The 17,621-nt window shown below is 76.5% G+C and carries 23 protein-coding genes; 11 read left to right on the forward strand and 12 right to left on the reverse strand.

Annotation, left to right across the window (positions count from 1 at the left end):
* Positions 1-92: 92 nt before the first annotated feature.
* From ABD994_RS03640 to ABD994_RS03660, 5 genes are read right to left on the reverse strand one after another with little or no spacing between them, the layout of a single operon-like run.
* Positions 93-713 (reverse strand): copper resistance CopC family protein, encoded by a 621-nt coding sequence (locus ABD994_RS03640; protein ID WP_345411042.1) that lies wholly within the window; start codon positions 711-713, stop codon positions 93-95.
* Positions 641-1,300: a hypothetical protein gene (locus ABD994_RS03645; RefSeq protein WP_345411043.1), complete on the reverse strand. Its 660-nt coding sequence runs from the start codon at positions 1,298-1,300 to the stop codon at positions 641-643. Before ABD994_RS03645 ends, ABD994_RS03640 begins: the two co-directional genes overlap by 73 nt.
* An 11-nt stretch (positions 1,301-1,311) precedes the next feature.
* On the reverse strand, positions 1,312-2,319 hold the full coding sequence (locus ABD994_RS03650) for an alpha/beta hydrolase (protein ID WP_345411044.1): 1,008 nt from the start codon (positions 2,317-2,319) through the stop codon (positions 1,312-1,314).
* 23 nt (positions 2,320-2,342) lie between these two features.
* On the reverse strand, positions 2,343-2,759 hold the full coding sequence (locus ABD994_RS03655; protein ID WP_345411045.1) for an organic hydroperoxide resistance protein: 417 nt from the start codon (positions 2,757-2,759) through the stop codon (positions 2,343-2,345).
* A gap of 53 nt (positions 2,760-2,812) precedes the next feature.
* A complete protein-coding gene (locus ABD994_RS03660) occupies positions 2,813-3,592 on the reverse strand; it encodes an enoyl-CoA hydratase/isomerase family protein (RefSeq protein ID WP_345411046.1) in 780 nt (259 codons plus the stop codon).
* 82 nt (positions 3,593-3,674) lie between these two features.
* Here ABD994_RS03660 and ABD994_RS03665 point away from each other — a divergent pair, with 82 nt between their 5' ends.
* Genes ABD994_RS03665 through ABD994_RS03680 form a run of 4 tightly spaced genes read left to right on the forward strand, consistent with a single transcriptional unit; the run spans position 3,675 to position 6,329 of the window.
* The gene (locus ABD994_RS03665) at positions 3,675-4,397 is read left to right on the forward strand and encodes a dienelactone hydrolase family protein (protein ID WP_345411047.1); all 723 of its coding nucleotides are present in this window, start codon (positions 3,675-3,677) and stop codon (positions 4,395-4,397) included.
* A gap of 32 nt (positions 4,398-4,429) precedes the next feature.
* Positions 4,430-5,176 (forward strand): HAD-IIA family hydrolase, encoded by a 747-nt coding sequence (locus ABD994_RS03670; protein ID WP_345411159.1) that lies wholly within the window; start codon positions 4,430-4,432, stop codon positions 5,174-5,176.
* A 17-nt stretch (positions 5,177-5,193) separates the two neighbouring features.
* On the forward strand, positions 5,194-5,634 hold the full coding sequence (locus ABD994_RS03675) for a ChaB family protein (protein WP_345411048.1): 441 nt from the start codon (positions 5,194-5,196) through the stop codon (positions 5,632-5,634).
* Positions 5,631-6,329, forward strand: coding sequence for a CPBP family intramembrane glutamic endopeptidase (locus ABD994_RS03680; protein WP_345411049.1), 699 nt, complete (start codon positions 5,631-5,633; stop codon positions 6,327-6,329). The genes ABD994_RS03675 and ABD994_RS03680 overlap by 4 nt, the downstream gene beginning before the upstream one ends.
* On the opposite strand, the gene ABD994_RS03685 is transcribed toward ABD994_RS03680, so the two are convergent.
* From ABD994_RS03685 to ABD994_RS03700, 4 genes are all read right to left on the reverse strand, one after another.
* A complete protein-coding gene (locus ABD994_RS03685; protein ID WP_345411050.1) occupies positions 6,320-6,703 on the reverse strand; it encodes a hypothetical protein in 384 nt (127 codons plus the stop codon). The two genes, ABD994_RS03680 and ABD994_RS03685, sit on opposite strands and share 10 nt — an antisense overlap.
* A 212-nt stretch (positions 6,704-6,915) precedes the next feature.
* Complete coding sequence (locus ABD994_RS03690) at positions 6,916-7,212, reverse strand: hypothetical protein (RefSeq protein ID WP_345411051.1); 297 nt, start codon at positions 7,210-7,212, stop codon at positions 6,916-6,918.
* 83 nt (positions 7,213-7,295) lie between these two features.
* Positions 7,296-7,700, reverse strand: a complete 405-nt coding sequence (locus ABD994_RS03695) for a helix-turn-helix domain-containing protein (RefSeq protein WP_345411052.1) — start codon at positions 7,698-7,700, stop codon at positions 7,296-7,298.
* A 101-nt stretch (positions 7,701-7,801) separates the two neighbouring features.
* Positions 7,802-8,548, reverse strand: a complete 747-nt coding sequence (locus ABD994_RS03700) for an SDR family oxidoreductase (protein WP_345411054.1) — start codon at positions 8,546-8,548, stop codon at positions 7,802-7,804.
* Positions 8,549-8,617: 69 nt separating this feature from the next.
* Between ABD994_RS03700 and ABD994_RS03705 the strand changes: the two genes are divergently transcribed.
* Together ABD994_RS03705 and ABD994_RS03710 are read left to right on the forward strand one after the other, a co-directional pair.
* The gene (locus ABD994_RS03705) at positions 8,618-10,009 is read left to right on the forward strand and encodes an aldehyde dehydrogenase family protein (RefSeq protein ID WP_345411055.1); all 1,392 of its coding nucleotides are present in this window, start codon (positions 8,618-8,620) and stop codon (positions 10,007-10,009) included.
* A 67-nt stretch (positions 10,010-10,076) separates the two neighbouring features.
* A complete protein-coding gene (locus ABD994_RS03710) occupies positions 10,077-10,628 on the forward strand; it encodes a hypothetical protein (protein ID WP_345411056.1) in 552 nt (183 codons plus the stop codon).
* Between the two features lie 124 nt (positions 10,629-10,752).
* Here ABD994_RS03710 and ABD994_RS03715 read toward each other — a convergent pair whose 3' ends face one another.
* From ABD994_RS03715 to ABD994_RS03725, 3 genes are read right to left on the reverse strand one after another with little or no spacing between them, the layout of a single operon-like run.
* Entirely contained in the window at positions 10,753-11,199 is a 447-nt protein-coding gene (locus ABD994_RS03715) for a DUF2267 domain-containing protein (protein ID WP_345411057.1), read from the reverse strand.
* Positions 11,200-11,245: 46 nt separating this feature from the next.
* Complete coding sequence (locus ABD994_RS03720; RefSeq protein WP_345411058.1) at positions 11,246-11,575, reverse strand: hypothetical protein; 330 nt, start codon at positions 11,573-11,575, stop codon at positions 11,246-11,248.
* Positions 11,575-12,657 carry a glycosyltransferase family 9 protein gene (locus ABD994_RS03725; RefSeq protein ID WP_345411059.1) on the reverse strand — a complete coding sequence of 361 codons (1,083 nt, stop codon included), beginning with the start codon at positions 12,655-12,657 and terminating at the stop codon, positions 11,575-11,577. Before ABD994_RS03725 ends, ABD994_RS03720 begins: the two co-directional genes overlap by 1 nt.
* 38 nt (positions 12,658-12,695) lie before the next feature.
* On the opposite strand from ABD994_RS03725, the gene ABD994_RS03730 reads away from it, so the two are divergent.
* The 5 genes from ABD994_RS03730 (at position 12,696) to ABD994_RS03750 (ending at position 17,572) form a co-directional block, all read left to right on the forward strand.
* Positions 12,696-13,565: an MBL fold metallo-hydrolase gene (locus ABD994_RS03730; protein ID WP_345411060.1), complete on the forward strand. Its 870-nt coding sequence runs from the start codon at positions 12,696-12,698 to the stop codon at positions 13,563-13,565.
* A 41-nt stretch (positions 13,566-13,606) separates the two neighbouring features.
* Positions 13,607-14,761, forward strand: a complete 1,155-nt coding sequence (locus ABD994_RS03735) for a glycosyltransferase family 4 protein (RefSeq protein WP_345411061.1) — start codon at positions 13,607-13,609, stop codon at positions 14,759-14,761.
* 2 nt (positions 14,762-14,763) lie between these two features.
* A complete protein-coding gene (locus tag ABD994_RS03740; protein ID WP_345411062.1) occupies positions 14,764-15,756 on the forward strand; it encodes a glycosyltransferase family 9 protein in 993 nt (330 codons plus the stop codon).
* A 9-nt stretch (positions 15,757-15,765) separates the two neighbouring features.
* Positions 15,766-16,755 (forward strand): aldo/keto reductase, encoded by a 990-nt coding sequence (locus tag ABD994_RS03745; protein ID WP_345411063.1) that lies wholly within the window; start codon positions 15,766-15,768, stop codon positions 16,753-16,755.
* A 139-nt stretch (positions 16,756-16,894) separates the two neighbouring features.
* Positions 16,895-17,572 carry a zinc ribbon domain-containing protein gene (locus tag ABD994_RS03750; protein ID WP_345411064.1) on the forward strand — a complete coding sequence of 226 codons (678 nt, stop codon included), beginning with the start codon at positions 16,895-16,897 and terminating at the stop codon, positions 17,570-17,572.
* The last annotated feature ends 49 nt before the right edge of the window (positions 17,573-17,621 follow it).

Here is a 17,621-nt window from a genome sequence, read left to right on the forward strand (position 1 = left end):
GGGACCGCAGCTGGTCCGGTCCGGCCGGGCGCGTCGGGGCGAGGGGCATCCGAGGGGGATGCCCCTCGCCCCGTCCGGCGTCCGGCCTTCCCTCAGGCCCGGCGACGGAGGACGAGGGCGATCGCGCCGCCGACGACCACGATCGCGATCACCACGAACACCCAGGCCGGCACGCCGCCGCCCGAGGTGTCGGGCCCGGCCGCGGCGGCCGGCGACGGGGGCGCGGTGCTCGGGCCCGCGGTGCTGGGGCCCGCGGCCTGCGCGCTCGGCGACGCGGCCCCGCCCGCGGCGGGCGAGGGCGTCGTCAGCGTGAAGGCCACCGAGCCGCTGACCGGGTGCCCGTCGTCGGAGACGACGCGGTAGCCGATCTCGTAGCGGCCGGCCTGCGGCAGCGCGCCGACGCCCGCGGTGAGCACGGCCCCGTTCAGGGTCGGGGTGCCCTGCTCGTGGTGGGCGCCGTCGGGGCCGACGACGGTGACGGCGGCGCCCTCGGCCTGGGGGGCCTCGTCGAACGTCAGCGACACCTGCCGCGGGGCGCTCGGGACGGTGGCGCCGTCGGCGGGGTCGCTGCCGGTCAGCACGTCGTGGGCGCTGGCGGTGCCGGTGGTGAGCAGGAGCGCGCCGAGGGCGAGCAGGCCGGTCAGCAGGACGGCCAGCAGGCCGGCCGGGCGGGATCGGGCAGGGCGCGCGGGGGTGGATGGTCGGTCGTGCACGGCAGGGTCCTTCCGGGTCGGGGTGGCGTCGCGGCGGGGACCGGGCGGTGCCCGGTCCGGTGCGGCGACGGGGGTCCCCGACGCGGGTGGTGGCCGACGGCGGCCGGGCGGGGGCGCCCGGCCGTGCTCGGACGGGGCGCCGGCGGCGTGTCCCGTGCCGCCGCGGGCGGCGGGCCCGCGAGCCGGCGGGCCCAGGTGACGACCCGGCGGGCGACGTGCCCGAGGGCGCGGTCGGCGTGGGCGAGCCCGGCCGCGACGAGCGCGGCGACCGCGAGGTGCGCGACGAGCATCGTCGGGTCGTCGACCGGCGGGCCGTGGTCATGCGCGTGCATCACGGGCTCCGCGCGCACCGGCAGGCTCAGGTGCAGGGCGAGCTGACCACCGGCGAGGACGGCGACGAGCGTGGCGACCGCGCGGGGGCGCACGCCGACGAGGGCGGTGGTCGCGAGGACGGCGAGCGCCGTACCCAGGGGTACGGGGGAGGCGACGAGCGCGCCCCCGGCCGCGCCGTGCGCCGCCGCGCCCAGCAGCGCCGCCACCAGGCCGAGCAGCAGGGCGCGGGGCGCCGAGGCTCGATCCGGTGTCACGGCGCTCCACGCTAACCCGGTGACGCCGGGTGCCGGTCGGGGACCGTGGCGAACCAGCCGCGCAGGAACGTCGCCACCTCGGCCACGGCCTGCCGCGACGTGCGCGGGGTCAGCCCACCGGTGGCGACGTAGCCGTGCGCCGCGCCCAGCCAGCGGGTGTGCCGCACCGGGACGCCCGCGGCCTCGAGCGCGGCGGTGTAGTACTCGCCGTGGTCGCGCAGGGGATCGTGCTCCGCGGTCTGGACCAGGGCCGGCGGCAGGTCGGTGAGGTCGGCGCGCAGGGGCGAGGCGTAGGGGTGCGTGCCGTCGGCGCCGCCGAGGTAGAGCGCGTGGAAGCCGCGGATGTCGGTGGCCGAGAGGATCGGCGCGACCGGGATCGCGCGCTCCGAGGGCAGCACGTCGACGATCTCGACGCCCGGGTAGACGAGGACCTGGGCGGCGATCGCCGGGGCGTCGCGGCCCTCGCGGCGCCGGTCGCGCGCCATGAGGCAGACGACGGTGGCGATGTTGCCGCCCGCGCTGTCGCCCATCACCGCGAGCCGGGTGGGGTCGACGCCGAAGCGCCCGGGCGCGGCGGCCAGCGCGGCCACGGCGTCGTAGCAGTCCTGCACCGGTACCGGGAACGTGTGCTCGGGGGCGAGGCGGTAGTCGACCGACACGACCACGGCCGACGCCTCCCGCGCGACGTGCGCGCAGAACCACTCGGACTGGTCGAGGTCGCCCTGCACGAAGCCGCCGCCGTGGACGTTCACCACGACCGGCGCCGGCGCGTCCGTCGACGGCGGCCGGTAGACGCGCACCGGCAGCCCGTCGGGGACGGCCGCGGTGGGCAGGCGGGCGTCCTCCACGACGACGTCCCGCGGCGGCGTGCCGATGATCGCGCGCCCGAGCAGGCCGTGCTGCAGGCGCAGCACGGCCGCCCGGGCGGCGGGGACGTCGGCGGGGTCGAGGTGGGCGACCGAGCCGCCGAGGCGGCGGCGCAGCGCGCCGACGAGGCGCAGGGACAGGGGCAGGCGCACGCCTGCAGCCTGGCCCACGACCGTCAAATCTTCGCCGTGACGTCGACCTCGATGTTGCCGCGCGTGGCCTTGGAGTACGGGCAGAGCTCGTGGGCGCGGGCGACCAGCCGGTCGGCGGTCTCCTGGTCGGCCCCGGGCACCGTCGCGGTGATCCACACCTGGAGCCCGAAGCTGCCGGAGTCCGGCCCGATGCCGACGCGGGCCTCGACGCTCGTGTCGTCGATGGCGACGTCCGACTGCCCGCCGGCGAGCTTGAGCGCCTGGTGGAAGCAGGCGGCGTAGCCGGCGGCGAAGAGCTGCTCGGGGTTGGTGCCCCCACCGGGGCCGCCGAGCTCCGTCGGCATCGTCATGTCCTGGTCGATGACGCCGTCCGAGCTGCGGACGTGGCCGTTGCGCGCGTCACCGGACGACACGGCCTCCGCGGTGTACTTGATGTCCATGGGGTGGGCGTACCCACGTGAGCGATTCGGGTCGTGATGGCGACCCACATCACTCACGACGCCGACGGCCATCGCGGCGCCCGCTTGCCCAGGAAGGCCGTGATGCCCTCGCGTCCCTCGGCGGACTTGCCGCGCTCGCCGATGCTCGCGGACTCGGCGTCGAGGTGCTCGGCGCTGAGCACGCCGTTCGCCTGCCGGACCAGCCGCTTCGTCGCGGCGAGCGCCGCGGTGGGCCCGGCCGCGATCTGCTCGGCGACGCCGTCGGTGGCGAGACGCAGGGAGTCGTCGTCGACCACCCGGGACGCCAGGCCGCACGCAAGGGCCTCGGCGGCGCCCATCGGGCGGTTGGTGAGGAACATGTCCATGGCCCGCGCCCGCCCGGCCGCCGCGGGCAGGGTCGCCGTCATCCCGCCGTCGGGCGTCAGCCCGATCGCGGTGTAGGCGGGTCGCAGCCGCGCGCCCTCGCCGAGCACGACGACGTCGCCGCACAGCGCCAGCGACAGCCCGATCCCCGCCGCCCAGCCGTTGACGCCGACGACCACGGGGACGGCGAGGTCGAGCAGCGCGCGCTCGCCGGCGTGGAAGGCGTCGGCGAGCTCGGAGAGGCTGCGGTCGGGCTCGGCGGCGAACCCGCCGATGTCGCCGCCGACGCAGAAGTTCGCGCCCTCGGCGACGATCTCGACGCAGCGCGCGTCGCGGGCCGGACCGGTGGTCGCGGCGAGGAACTGCCGGCCGAACGCGTGGTCGACGGCGTTGTGCCGCTCCGGGCTCGCCAGCACCAGCCGGCACACCCCGTCGGCCTGCTCGACCCGGATACGTGCGGGATCACCCATGCGACAGCTCCTTCCGATGCGGCACCGCCCCGCGGATGCTGCCAGGCTCGGGGGCCGCCAGTACCGGTCGATGATCCTTGGGGTGTCCGACGTGCCCGACCTGCACATCCCCGCGTCCGCGGGCAGCCACCAGTCCGCCTACCTGGCCGTCCCGCCGGTCGGGGACGGCCCGTTCCCGGGCGTGGTGGTCCTGCAGGACGCCTTCGGGGTCGGCGAGAACATCAAGGACCACGCCGACCGGCTCGCCGCGGCCGGCTACGTGGCGGTCGCCCCGGCGATCTACACCGCGCGCGGCGGCGGCCCGGCGTGCGTCGCGGCGACGCTGCGGGCCATGAACTCCGGCCAGGGCCCGGTGTTCGACGACATCGAGGCGGCGCGCGGCTGGCTCGCCGACCGCGACGACTGCACCGGGCGCGTCGGCGTCATCGGGTTCTGCCAGGGCGGCACGTTCGCGCTGCTCTCGGCGGCCCGGCACGACTACGCCGCCGCGGCCCCGAACTACGGCATGGTCCCCGACGACGCCGAGACCGACCTCGCCGGCATCTGCCCGGTCGTCGCCAGCTTCGGCGCGCGCGACCCCGCGCTGCGCGGGCACCCGGAGCGGCTCGAGGCGGCGCTGACGAGCCTGGGCGTCGACCACGACGTGCGCACCTACCCCGAGGCCGGGCACAGCTTCTTCGAGCACCTCCCGGCCAACGGCCTGCTCGTGCGCTTCGCCGGCTTCGGCTTCCACCGGCCCAGCGCCGACGACGCGTGGCGGCGCATCCTCGGGTTCTTCGCGACGCACCTGAAGGAGGCCGCGTGAGTGACGAGCCCCTCGAGCACTACCTCATCGACATGGACGGGGTGCTCGTCCACGAGGAGAACGCGCTGCCCGGCGCCGGCGACTTCATCCGTCGCCTCGGCGAGGCCGGCAAGCAGTTCCTCGTGCTGACCAACAACTCGATCTACACGCCGCGCGACCTGCGGGCACGGCTGCAGGCCAGCGGCATCGACATCCCGGCCGAGCACCTGTGGACCTCGGCGCTGGCCACCGCGCAGTTCCTCGACGACCAGCGCCCGGGGGGCAGCGCGTTCGTCGTCGGCGAGGCCGGGCTGACCACCGCGCTGCACGACGTCGGCTACATCCTCACCGACCGCGACCCGGACTACGTCGTCATCGGCGAGACGCGGACCTACTCCTTCGAGGCGATCACGCGGGCGATCCGGCTGATCGAGGGCGGCGCGCGCTACATCGTCACCAACCCCGACGCGACCGGCCCGTCGCCGGAGGGGACGCTGCCCGCCGCCGGCTCGGTCGCCGCGCTCATCACCCACGCCACCCGCAAGGACCCGTACTTCGTGGGCAAGCCGAACCCGCTGATGATCCGGGCCGGGCTCAACACCATCGGCGCGCACTCCGAGACCACGGCGATGATCGGCGACCGCATGGACACCGACATGGTCGCGGGCATGGAGGCCGGGCTGCACACGATCCTCGTGCTCTCGGGCGTCACCGACCCCGCGGAGATGGACCGGTACCCGTACCGGCCGAACCAGGTGGTCAGCTCGGTGGCGGAGCTGGAAGTGGGCGTGCGCGGCTGAGGGGGTACCTCGACGGCATGCCGTCGGATACAGGAGACGAAGCGGAGCGGAGCTCGACCATCGAGTACGAGGACCTGCCGTCCACGCTGCAGCGCTCGGACAAGAAGGCACGCGACACCTACGCGCAGGCCAAGGAGTCGGCGGAGGAGACCTACGGCAAGGGCGAGCGCGCCAGCCGGACGGCGTACTCCGCGCTCAAGCACACCCACGAGAAGGTCGGCGACCACTGGGAGCCCAAGGAGGAGAAGGGCCCCTCGGACTCGCGGGCGCGCAGCGGCGGGCCGGACCCGAGCGGTGAGACCGCGGGCGGCGTCGACGCCAACGCCAGCAAGGAGCACCTCTACGAGCGTGCCCAGCAGCTCGGCGTCGAGGGCCGCAGCAAGATGGACAAGGACGAGCTCGTCGACGCCGTGCAGAAGGCCAACGACCGGGAGACCCGCAAGGCCCGGGAGACGTGACCGAGCCGGCGGTCGATCCCGCCCCGGCCCCGGCGCCCCGCCGGGAGCTCGGCTGGCTCGAGCTCGGGGTGGGCGCGGTCGCCTACGTGGTGCTGCAGCTCGCGCTGTTGGTCGCCGTCGGGCTGCTCTCGGAGGGCACGCCGGCCAGCCCCGTCCTCGTCGCGGTGTCCGCGGCGTCGGCGTTCGGGGCGGTCGCGATCGCCCTGGCCCTGCGCGTGCGGCGCGTGTCCGCGGTCGGGCTCGTGCGCCCGCGGGCGCGGCAGGTCGCGGCCGGCGTCGGCCTCGGTGTGCTGGTCTGGCTGCTCAGCCGCGTCCTGATCATCGTCTACGTCGCCGTCACGGGGGACACGTCCGACCCGCAGGAGGCCCTGACGCTGTTCAGCGGGCCGGTCGCGGCGGCGCTGGTCGTGCTCATCGGCGGGCTCGTGGTCCCGCTCGGCGAGGAGCTGCTCTTCCGGGGCCTGGGCTACGGCGTGCTGCGGCGGCTCGGCCGCGTGGCCGCGGTGCTCCTCACGGCGGCGGTCTTCGCGCTGGCGCACGGGCTCAACGTCGTGTTCGCCGCCGCGTTCGTGCTGGGCGTCGTCAACGCCGTGCTCTACGAGCGCACCGGCTCGATCTGGCCGCCGGCGGCGGCCCACGCGTCGTTCAACCTGATCTCGTTCGTGCTGGTGCTCGCCCTCGGGGCTCAGGCGTGAACGGGCGTCGGCGGGGCCGCTGAGGCGTCGGCCGACGCGAAGGGCCGGAAGTGCAGGTGGAGCCCGTCCGGGTCCCGGCGGACGGTGACGACCCCCGCGGCGTCGCAGTCGTCGAGCTCGCACAGCAGGCGGACGAGCCGCTCGGCGGCGCCCCGCGGCTCGTCGGCGGTCTGGGCGAGCGTGCGGTGCGACGCACCGAGGTTCCACTGCGCGGTCGTCCCGGCGCCCTGACCGACCGGCAGCACGACGTCGAGCAGCCAGCGGGCGGGCTTGCCCGCGAAGGCCGCGGTGCGGTGGGCGAGGACCTCCACGACGTGGTCGGCGCGGACCAGGCCGTCGTCGAGCGTCTCGATCCAGACTCGGGTCAGTCCCATGGCGTCGTACCTCCGCTGTCGTGCAGCTGTCGTGCAGCTGTCGCGCACCGCACGGACGAGGGCCCGGGACCGAGCAGGACCGGCACCGTCTCGTGCGTCAGCGTGCGGCGTCCGGCCGCTGCGTCGGTCGTCCCGCTCGGCCCCGGGCCGGGTCGGTGGATGGGTGGTGTGGGGGGACCGGGTCCACCCCCGGTCGTCGTCGCGCTCGGCGGTCACCTCCTCGTGGACGGGGGCGGTGGGACCACCCGCGACGGAGGGGACCGCGGCCCCGGGCCGGTTCGTCGCCGGACCTGCGGCGTCGCGGCGACCGTCGGCACCCGGCGCGTCGGGCCTGCGGACCCGGGGCCCCGGCCGGACGGCGGCGGCTCGCGGCGGGTCCGGGTGGGAGCCGTCGGCGGCGGGGTGCGCGGCGAGGGCTCGCCCTGGCCGTCGTCCCACGGGTGCTCGGCCAGCACGATGGCCACGAACTCGGCGTCGACGACCGCCTGGTCGACCACGTCGACGGTCACGGTGGACACCTCCTCCGGTCACCCAGAAATCCTGCCGTGGACTCGCGGAATATCTGCAACTGTAGGAAGAGGTTTCGGCGGGGTCAAGCCCCTCCGCGGGCGTCGTCGCGCTCGCGGCGGGCGGTGTCGCGCTCCCGGCGGGCGGTATCTCGCTCGTCGCGGGCGGTGTCCCGTTCCTGCACCGCCCGGTCGCGCTCCTCGGTCGTGGCGGCGTGGCGGGCGCGCTCCCCGTCGAGGTCGGCACGCAGGTCGAGGATCTCCGCCGCGCTGGTGAGGGTGTGGCCGTGCTCGGTCAGCTCGCGCAGCTCGGCGACTCGGTCGAGCTGGTGGCGGGAGTAGCGCCGGTGCCCGCCGCCCGAGCGGCCGGGGCTCAGCAGGCCGGAAGCGTCGAGGCTGCGCAGGAACGCGGGCGTGACCCCGAGCAGCTCCGCGGCCTGCCCCATCGAGTAGACGGGGTGGTCGGGGTCGTCGAGGCGGTCCAGGGCCACGGACGCCTCCTCGCCACGAGCCGGTCCGGCCCCGGCAACCTACCCGGGGCCGGCCCCCGAGGGCGGCTCGGCCGCGCTGCTCGGTGGGTCGCGCGAGGTCGTCAGCGCGTCTGCTCGGTGGGCCGCACGAGCATCTCGTTGACGGCGGCCCGCCGGGGGCGGGTGACCATGTAGACCACCGCGTCGGCGATGTCCTCGGGCTCCATCAGGCCGAGCTCGAGACGCTCCTCGGCGTCCGCGGCCGCGCCGCTGTGCTCGGTCATCTCGCTGCGCACGAGGCCCGGCTCGACGAGCCCGACGCGGACGTGGCGGCCGCCCAGCTCCTGGCGCAGCGCCTCGGAGAAGGCGTTCACGGCGTGCTTCGTCGCGGCGTAGACGCCCGCGCCCGGCGAGGCCACCTTGCGCCCGGCCACCGACGAGATGGTCACGACGTCGGCGATCCCGCGGGGACCCCGCGCCGCGTCGAGCAGGTGCGGCAGCGCGGCGTGGGTGGTGAGCAGCACGCCGTTGACGTTGACGTCGACCATCGTCCGCCACTCCGCGATGTCGGCCTCGAGCGCCGGGACCATCGAGCCGTAGCCGGCGTCGTTGACCAGGACGTCGATGGCGCCGAGGTCGCGGGCGACCGCGCTCATGGTGTCGGCGACCCCGGCCTCGTCGGTGACGTCGACCTCGTACACGGCGGCCCGCCCGCCCAGCTCGGCGGCGAGCTCCTCGAGCCGGTCACGGCGGCGGGCGAGCAGTGCCACGGTGGCACCCTCGGCGACCAGCGCCCGGGCCGTCGCCGCGCCGATCCCGCTCGACGCGCCCGTCACCACGGCCGTCGTGCCCTCCAGCTGTCCGCCCACACGGTCCTCCCCCCGAGACTGTCGGCACGGTAGGCGTACCACGGGGCCCGAGGGGCAACCCCCGGCCCCGTGAGCACCGCGTTCGACACCGACAGCATCGAGGTCCACGACCCGGCCACCGGCGAGCTCGTGGGACGGGTCCGGCCGGCCGATCCGGACGAGGTCGACGCCGCCGTCGCCCGGGCCCGTGCCGCCCGCGACGGCTGGGCCCGCACGGCGCCCGCCGAGCGCGCGGGCCTGGTCCGCGACGCCGCCGGCGCCGTGCGCGCGGTCGCCGAGGAGCTCGCCCGGCTCAACGAGACCGAGACCGGCCGCCCGTACGACGACGGCCTGGGCGGCGTGCTGGCGGCCGCCGGCACCCTCGAGCAGTACGCCGAGCTGGGCCCGGTGCACCGGGGACGGTCGCTGCAGGGGTCGTGGTCGGCGACCGACCTCATGGTCCCCGAGCCCCGTGGCGTCGCCGCCGTCATCACCCCGTGGAACGACCCCGTCGCCGTCGCCGGCGGCCTCATCGGGGCCGCGCTGGTCACCGGGAACACCGTCGTCCACAAGCCCAGCGAGCGCTGCCCGCACCTGGGCCGGCGCTTCGCCGAGCTCGTCGCGTCGTTCCTGCCCGAGGGCGTCCTGGAGATCGTCGACGGGGCCGGCCCGACGGGTGCCGCGCTCGCCGGTCACGCGGACGTCGACCTCATCGCGCACGTCGGCTCGATCGGTGCCGGCCGCGCGATCCGCCAGGCCGCCGCGGGCACCGGGGCGCACGTGCTGCTGGAGAACGGCGGCAACGACGCGCTCGTCGTCGACGCCGACGTCGACCCGCGATGGGCGGCCGGGCAGGCCGCGCTGGGCTCGTACGCCAACGGCGGGCAGGTCTGCGTCTCGGTCGAGCGCATCTACGTCGCCGCCGCGGTGGCCGAGCCGTTCCTCGACGCGCTCGCCGAGGAGGCCGGCCGCTGGGTGTACCGGCCGTCGCAGCCCGGCGAGAAGGCCCTCGGCCCGCTGGTCGACCGCCGCCACCGCGAGCACGTCCACGGCCACGTGGCGGCCGCGGTCGCCGACGGCGCGACCGTGCACGCCGGGGCGTTCGTGCCCGACGGCGAGGGCGCGTTCTACCCCGCGACGGTGCTCTCGGGCCTCACGCCCGCGATGGCGATCCTGCGCGAGGAGACGTTCGGGCCCGTCGCGCCGGTGCGCGTGGTGCAGGACTTCGCGCAGGGCCTGGCCGAGGCCGTCGACGACCCGCACGGCCTCGCCGCCACCGTGCTCACCGGGAGCATGGCGCACGCCCAGCAGGCGTGGCGCGAGCTGCCCGTCGGCACCGTGAAGATCAACGCGGTGTTCGGCGGCGCCCCGGGCGGCGCGGCGGAGCCCCGCGGCGCCTCGGGCAGCGGGTTCGGCTACGGCCCCGAGCTCCTCGACGAGATGACCACCACCAAGGTGGTGCACTGGTCACCGCTGCCGTAACGACGTTGACGGTGGGTACTCGTTCGATCACCCGTGACCCCCGGACGGGTGGTGTCGTTGGTCCGAGGTGACCAACGAGGACGAGGCCGTGACGGTGGCCGGCCCGACCACGGCGCTGCGGCCGCCGGCCCCCCGGGCGCCGCGGACGTGGCCACGGGTCCTCGTGCGCTCGACGCTCGGGGTGTCCACCGCCGTGGCGGGCGTGCTCGGGGTCGGCGTCGCGACGGGCGCGACGCCGATGCTGACCGTCACGGCCGCCCCGCCGCCGGCCGCGCTCGCGGTGCCGCCGCCGCTCGTGCCCGCGGCCGCCCCGCCGCCGGCGATCACCGCGACGACGGTCACCACCGAGCGGACGACGACGCGCACCACGACGCGCACGACGCGACGCAGCACCGAGGCGACGACGACGCGCCGCCCGACCCGCGTCGTCACCCCGCCGCCGGTCGTGGTGCGGCCGCAGCCCCAGCCGCGACCCGAACCGCAGCCCGAGCCCCAGCCGCAGCCCCAGCCCGACCCGGACCCGCCGACCGGTGGCGGCGGGAACAGTGGTGGCGGGAACGGTGGTGGCGGCCAGGGCGGCGGTGGCCGGCAGACCGAGGTGGCCACGAGCGCCAGCTGACCCGTCCCGGACGAACGAACGGCGCCTTCGCTGCGTCGGTAGCAGCGAAAGCGCCGTTCGTTTCCGGAGGGCGTGCGCGAACGGCGGCGCGGACTGGTCCGTCCGCCGTCCGTGAGGGGAGCGGCTAGCGCATGAGGGCGACGAGGTCGCCCGGCAGCTGCTCGAGGGTCCGGTCGACCTGGTCCTCGGGCAGCCACTCGCGCAGGAGCCGCAGCACTTGCTCGACCTGGTGCTCCACCGTCTCGGCGTCGACCGACGTCACGTGCCCCGAGACGGCGTCGACGAACGCGTCCTTGGTGATCGAGCGGGCCGCGTCGTCCTTCGGGCGCTGGGCGCGCAGCTCCGCCGACAGCTCGGGCGGGAGGCTGACCGTCAGCTCCTGCGCCAGGCCGCTGCTGACCGCCTTGCCGAGCTCGTTCAGCGTGCTGCGCACCAGGACCTCGGCCTCCGACGGCGTCTCCAGCCCGAGGCGTCGCTGTACCTGACCGCTGAAGGCGGCCAGCGTCGCGCTGGAGTTCGCCGGGTTCGGGTCGTTCGGGTTCTCGTCGCCCTGGATCGGCGGGGTGGTCATGGTCTCGATCGCTCCTTCGGGTTCGGGAGGGTCACGGGGCACCCACTCAGGGCCGGGGCGCAAACCCCTCCTGCTCGGCGTGCCGCAGCCCCTCGGTCCAGCGCGCGCGGCGTTCCTCGTCGGTCTGGTCCCACCAGGCGGGGCCGCGCTCGCCCAGCGCGGTCTTGGCCGCGTGGACCCGCGCCCGAGCGGCCGACTCGCCGTCGCCGTCGGCGGCCCGCTTCGTCGTCCCGACGTCTCGGCGGGCGGCCATCAGCCAGCGCCGCAGGACCGCGGCGTCGCCCTCGGGGATGGCCGGGTCGGTGGCCCGCCAGCGGCGCCCGTCGATCACGACGTAGCGGCCGTCGTCGGTGTGCTCGACGGGGCGCCCGGCCATCAGCCGACCGCGACGGTCCGCAGCCGCCGGGCGGCCGCGACGACCTCCTCGGGCCCGACGGCCAGGCACTCCTGGTCGAACGGGCAGACGAGCTGGCGGCACGGCGAGCACGCCACGGGCCGGGTGATCACCTCGGCTCGGGTGGAGCGCGGCCGGTACTGGTCGACGGTCTCGGTGCCCGCGAACAGCTCGACAATGGGCGCGCCGACGGCGTCGGCGAGGTGCACGCCGCCGGAGTTGTTGGCGACGACCACCTCGGCGCCCTCGAGCAGCGCCGCCAGGTCGCCGAGCCCGAGCCCGCCGGCGAGCGGGACGCCGGCGGTGCCCGCCACCGCCTCGACCAGGTCGCCCTCCTTCGCCGTGCCGGTGACGGCGACGGTCAGGCCGTCGGCCGCCAGCGCGGAGACGACCGCGGCGAACCGCGCGGCGGGCCAGCGCCGCGAGGGGCAGCTCGCGCCCGGGGCCACGACGGCGTAGCGGGTGCCGACGACGGCCAGCGGCGTGGCGGCGTCGTCGGGGATCCGGGCGTGCAGCGTGTGCCCCCGCGACGGCACGCCGGCGGCCGCGAGCAGGCCGAGCATGCGGTCGACCTGGTGCTCCTCGTCCGGCGGCGCCGGTACCCAGTGCGTGAGCAGCCCGCCGCCGAACTCCTTCGACGTGCCCACCCGCACCGGGATGCCGGCCCGGCGGGCGACCTCGGCGGCGGGCCACGGCGACTGCGAGAACGACGTGAGCACGACGGCGGCGTCGTAGCCGCGTCCGGCGAGGTCGGCGACGAGCGCGGCGTCGGGGTCGTCGCCCGGCACGAGATCGAGCTGCTGCCACGACACCGACGCGGTGACGACGCCGGCGATCTCCGGGAGCAGCGCGGCGGCGGCGGCGCCCGCGGGGGACGCGAGCAGGTCCAGGGACGCGTGCGGCGCCGCGGCCCGCAGCGCCCGGAACACCGGGCCGGTCATGAGGACGTCCCCGACGTTGTCGGGGCGCACGACGAGGACGCGCCGCATGGCCGACCAGTCCGGGTCGCCGTGGCCCGGGCGGTGGGCGGCGGGGTGGCGGAGGTCGGGCAGGTCGGCGGGCACGGCCGCGAGTACCCGTCGCCGCTGGCAGGCTCACCCGGGTGGAGTGGTCCGACTGGTTCCGCACACGCCCGGTCGCGCGCGGCGTCTGGCTCGTCGCCGAGCCCGGGCACGTCAACTCGTGGCTGGTGGAGGGCGCGGACCGGGCCGTGCTCGTCGACTCCGGGCTCGGGATGGTGCCGATCCGGCCGGTGGTCGAGGCGCTGACCGACCGGCCCGTCGACGTCGTCCACACCCACGCGCACGTCGACCACGTCGGCGGGGACGCCGAGTTCGAGCGCGTCGCGATCCACCCCGCGGGGGCCGCGACGCTGCGGGCCGGCACCGACCCGGCCGAGCGGCGCCGCTACCTCGCGTACGCCCGGCGGCTGCTCGACGCCGCGCCCGCCTACCGGGCGCTCGACGCCGAGTTCTTCCACCTGCTCTCCGCCGACGCCGACCCCCGCCCGCTGCCCGACGGCGTCGACGGGACGTGGGCGCCGGGCCCGGCACCGGAGCCCGACCCGCTCGTCGACGGCGACGTCGTCGACCTCGGCGGGCGCGCCCTGCGCGTGCTGCACACCCCCGGCCACACGCCCGACTCGCTCTGCTTCCTCGACGAGCACGCCGGCCTGTTGTTCGCCGGCGACACCGTCAACACCGGCCCGATCTACGCCCAGGCGCCGGAGGCGGACCTCGACGCGTTCGCGGCCTCGACCGCGCGGCTCGCCGCCCTCGCCGACGACGTCCACCTCGTGCTGATGTGCCACTTCGGGCGCGGCGTCGCCGAGGGCGCCTACCTGCGCGACGTCGCCGACGCCTTCGCCGCGCTGCGGGCCGGCGAGGTCGTACTGCGCCCGGCGCGGGACTGCGACGACGACCCGGTCCGCGAGGCGGTCTTCGACGCCTGCTCGATCTACCTGTCGTCCTGAGCGCACGGTTGCCGCAGGTCGCGATCGGGTAACGGCGCCGGGTGACCGCCCGGCCCGTTCTCCCGCTGCGCGTGGCCCTCGTCCACGGGCGGGCCGACCCCGCGCACGACGGCGTCGCCGACTACACCCTCCACCTCGCCGACGCCCTCGACCGCCAGGGCCTCGACGTCGTCGACGTCCCCGTCGACCCCGGCCCGCGCGGGCTGCTGCGCGCGACGCGGATGCTGCGCTCCAGCCGCGCCGACGTGGCGCACGTCCAGTTCGCGCCCTCGGCGTTCGGCTTCTCGGGGGCGCCGGGACTGCTCGGCGACCTCGCGGGGATGCCGCTGGTGACGACACTGCACGAGTACGGCGGGTGGTCCTGCGCGCCGCGGGTGCCCGGAGCGGTGTGGTCGTTCCTCGAGGAGCGCCGGCTCGCCGACCGCGACACCGGGCGGCTCGTCCCGCGCAGCGCTGCGGTGCTGACCACCAACGGCGAGCACGCGGCGGTCCTGCGCGACCGGTGGGACGTGGCGTCGCGGCGCGCGCCGCTGCTGCCCAACGTCGCGGTCGACCCGGACGCCCCCGACCGGGCCACCGTGCGGCGGGCGCTGGGGGTGCCCGAGGACGCCGAGCTGATCGTGTTCTTCGGGTTCGTGCACCCGGTCAAGGGCCTGCGCTACCTGGCCGACGCCGTCGCCCGGCTGGCCGCCGAGCACCCGCGGGCGCACCTGCTGGTCCTCGGCGGGTTCACGTCGCTGGCGCTGCCCGAGGACGAGGCGGCGGCGTTCCGCGACGAGCTGTGCGGGCAGATCGACGCCGCCGGGGCGCGCGACCGCGTGACGATCACCGGGCACCGCCCGGCCCGGGAGGTCTCGGCCACGCTGCAGGCGTCCGACGTCGCGGCGTTCCCCTTCACCGCGGGGGCGACGCTCAAGAGCGGGGCCGTGCTCGCGGCGTTCGACCACGGGCTACCGACGCTGGTCACGCGCCGCCCCGACGCGCCCGACGACCCGGACCTCGTCGACGGCGAGACCGTCGTCGTGGCCCGCCAGGTGCGCGACGCCGGTGTGCTGGTCGAGGGGCTGCGCCGGCTGCTCGGCGACGGCGCGCTGCGCGCCCGCGTCGCCGCCGGCGGCCACGCCCTGGTGCACGGGCGGGACTGGGACACGCTGGCCGCCGAGCACGTGGGCGTGTACCGCGAGGTCGTGGGCTGACCGTGCGCCGGATCCTCGTGATCGACCTGCTCGGCGGTCTGGGCGACCTGATCATGGTGCTGCCGAGCGTGCACGCGCTCGCGCGGGCGCACCCCGGCGCGGAGCTGACCGTCCTCACCCACGCTTCCGGCGCCCCTCTGCTGGCGCGTGACCCGGCCGTCGCCGCCGTGCGCACCGCCGAAAAGCACGACGAGTGCGCTGCGGTCAAGGCGGCCCTGGCCGACCTCGCGCCCGACCTGACGGTGACGACCACGCGCTTCGACGGCATCGGCGACCTCGTCGAGGCCGACGCGGCCGCCCGCGGGACCCGGGCCGTGGCCAACCTCTGGCGCTCGCCGCCGATCGACGAGCTGGTGGGCGAGCGCTACCAGCGCATCCTCGCCGCCGAGGGCGTCATCGCCGACGAGGTCCACCCCCCGCGCCTCGTCCTCGGCGACGACGAGCGCGCGGCGGGACGAGACGCACTGGTGCGAGCAACGCGGCATTGCTGGCACCAGGCACCAGGATCGCCACATCCTCGCTCGCGCGACACGCCGACCGTCCTCGTCCCCGACGCCGGGATGGCCGTGAAGCGCTGGCCGGCGCACCGCTGGGCGGCGCTGGCGGCGTCGCTGCCCGGACCGGTGTTCTCGATCGGGCCGGTCGAGGGCGCCACGGAGCTCCCGCCCACCGACCTGCGCGGGCTGGCGGCCCGCTTCGCCGCGGTCGGCGAGGTCGGGGGTGTCGTCGTCGGCCCGGACACCGGCCCGGTCCGGCTGGCCGCCGCCGTCGGCGCCCGTACGATCGCGCTCTTCGGGCCGACCGCCGCGTCCCGCTACGGCCTCGAGGAGGGCACCAACCTCCAGGGCCTGCCCGGCTGCCCGCACCGCGAGCCGTTGGCGATCACCGAGCAGGTCTGCTGGTGGGACGCCCGCTGCCCGCTCGCGACCGAGCCCGCGTGTCTGCTCGATCTCCCCGTCGACCGCGTGCGGGAGCAGGTGCTCGCCGGCGGGTAGAACGGGGACATGCGTTACCTCGAGCTCCCGACGGCGAAGAAGTGGTCGGCCATCGGCCTGGGCACCTGGCAGTTCGGCTCCCGCGAGTGGGGCTACGGCTCCGACTACGCCCAGGGGCCCGACAGCGAGGCCGCCAAGATCGTGGCGCGGGCGGTCGAGCTCGGCGTCACCGTCTTCGACACCGCGGAGGCCTACGGCTTCGGGCGCAGCGAGCGCATCCTCGGCGAGGCCCTCGACCGCGCGGACGCGGACCCGGCGACCACGGTCGTCGCCACCAAGATCTTCCCGGTGCTGCCGGTCGACCAGGTCGTGGTCCAGCGCGGGACGTCGAGCGCCGCGCGTCTCCGTCGCAAGATCGACCTGTACCAGGTGCACCAGCCCAACCCGGTCGTCGGCGACCGCACGACCATGGCCGGGATGCGCACGCTGCAGGCCGCCGGGGTGATCGACGAGGTCGGGGTCAGCAACTACGGCCTCGACCGCTGGCAGGGCGCCGAGACGGCGCTCGGCACCCAGGTGATCTCCAACCAGGTGCAGTACAGCCTCGTCGCCCGCGAGCCCGACCGCGAGCTGCTGCCCTACGCCCGCACCACGGGCCGGGCGATCCTCGCCTACAGCCCGCTGGCGCAGGGGCTGCTGTCGGGCAAGTTCGACGCCGAGCACCGGCCGGCCAACCGCGTCCGCTCGCTCAACCCGCTCTTCCTGCCCGAGAGCCTGCGCCGCGCGACCCCGCTCATCGAGACGCTGCGCGCCGTCGCGGACGCCCACGACGCGACGCCGTCGCAGGTCGCGCTCGCGTGGACGATCCACCACCCCGTCGTCGTCGCGATCCCGGGCGCGTCGAGCGTGGCGCAGCTCGAGAGCAACTGCGCCGCCGCCGAGATCACCCTCGCCGACGACGAGTACACCGCGCTCACCGCCGCCGCCGAGTCGTTCCGGCCGGTCGGGGGCCTCGCCGCCGTCGCGGGTGTGGCCCGGGCCCAGCTCGGCGTCGGCTGACCCCGGCGCGCCGTAACGGCCGTCACGCCCCGACCGATCCTGGCCGGGGCGGCGGCAGCCGCCCGCGGCGAGGAGGGGGAACGCCGTGGGGCGGTGCTACGGCTGCGGTGGGGAGTCGGCCCACGTGACGGGGTGCCCGGTGACGGCACCGCGCGCGGGGGTGCCGGGTCCGGTCACGGCGGCGCGGGTGCTGATCGCGCTGTCGGGCGTCAGCGGCGTGCTGTGGGGGCTGGTCGCGGTCGGCGTCGGGCTCCTCGCGCTCTCCTGGAGCCGCTCCGCCGGCATCAGCGGGAACGACCTCGGGTCCGACGAGCTCGGCGCGTTCGGCGTCACGACGCTCGGGGGCCTCGCGGGCTGGCTCGTCGTGATCGGCCTCCTGCTGCTCGTGCTGTCGGCGCTCGACTTCCTCTGCGTGGCCCGCCTCGGGCGCGGCGATCGGACGGCCCGGGCACTGCTCACCGCCGTCGTCCTCGCCGACCGGGTGCTGGGCGTCGTGCTCGGCGTGGCCGTGGACCGCCAGTTCCTCGTCCTGCTGGTCGTCTCCGTGCCGTGGGCGCTGCTGGTCCTGGGCCTGCTCTGGGTGACCCGCTCGGCGCGCCGGTTCTTCGGCGACGAGCCGTTGCCCCAGGACGTGCCCCGGTCGTCCGCGCCGTCGCCCTACGATCTCCCCACCCCGGCGCTCGGTCTCCCGCTGACCCCGGCCGACGTCGTCGTGCCCGCGCGCTTCTGCTCGCAGTGCGGCCGGCCGAACACCCCGGGCGGCGCCTTCTGCGGACAGTGCGGCGCGTCGTTGAGACACGCCGTCGCCCGGTACTGATCACCGGGGAGTTCGCGCGCGTAGAGGCAGCGAACCGCACGTTCGCTGC

Origin of the sequence: Actinomycetospora chlora (assembly GCF_039542135.1) — a bacterium.
GTDB lineage: Bacteria > Actinomycetota > Actinomycetes > Mycobacteriales > Pseudonocardiaceae > Actinomycetospora > Actinomycetospora chlora.

Bases quoted from the DNA above. Each gene is read 5' to 3' on its own strand.
- ABD994_RS03655 (WP_345411045.1), bottom strand. From the start codon at position 2,759: ATGGACATCAAGTACACCGCGGAGGCCGTGTCGTCCGGTGACGCGCGC.
- ABD994_RS03660 (WP_345411046.1), bottom strand. From the start codon at position 3,592: ATGGGTGATCCCGCACGTATCCGGGTCGAGCAGGCCGACGGGGTGTGC.
- ABD994_RS03670 (WP_345411159.1), top strand. From the start codon at position 4,430: ATGGACGGGGTGCTCGTCCACGAGGAGAACGCGCTGCCCGGCGCCGGC.
- ABD994_RS03675 (WP_345411048.1), top strand. From the start codon at position 5,194: ATGCCGTCGGATACAGGAGACGAAGCGGAGCGGAGCTCGACCATCGAG.
- ABD994_RS03685 (WP_345411050.1), bottom strand. From the start codon at position 6,703: ATGGGACTGACCCGAGTCTGGATCGAGACGCTCGACGACGGCCTGGTC.
- ABD994_RS03715 (WP_345411057.1), bottom strand. From the start codon at position 11,199: ATGACCACCCCGCCGATCCAGGGCGACGAGAACCCGAACGACCCGAAC.
- ABD994_RS03720 (WP_345411058.1), bottom strand. From the start codon at position 11,575: ATGGCCGGGCGCCCCGTCGAGCACACCGACGACGGCCGCTACGTCGTG.
- ABD994_RS03745 (WP_345411063.1), top strand. From the start codon at position 15,766: ATGCGTTACCTCGAGCTCCCGACGGCGAAGAAGTGGTCGGCCATCGGC.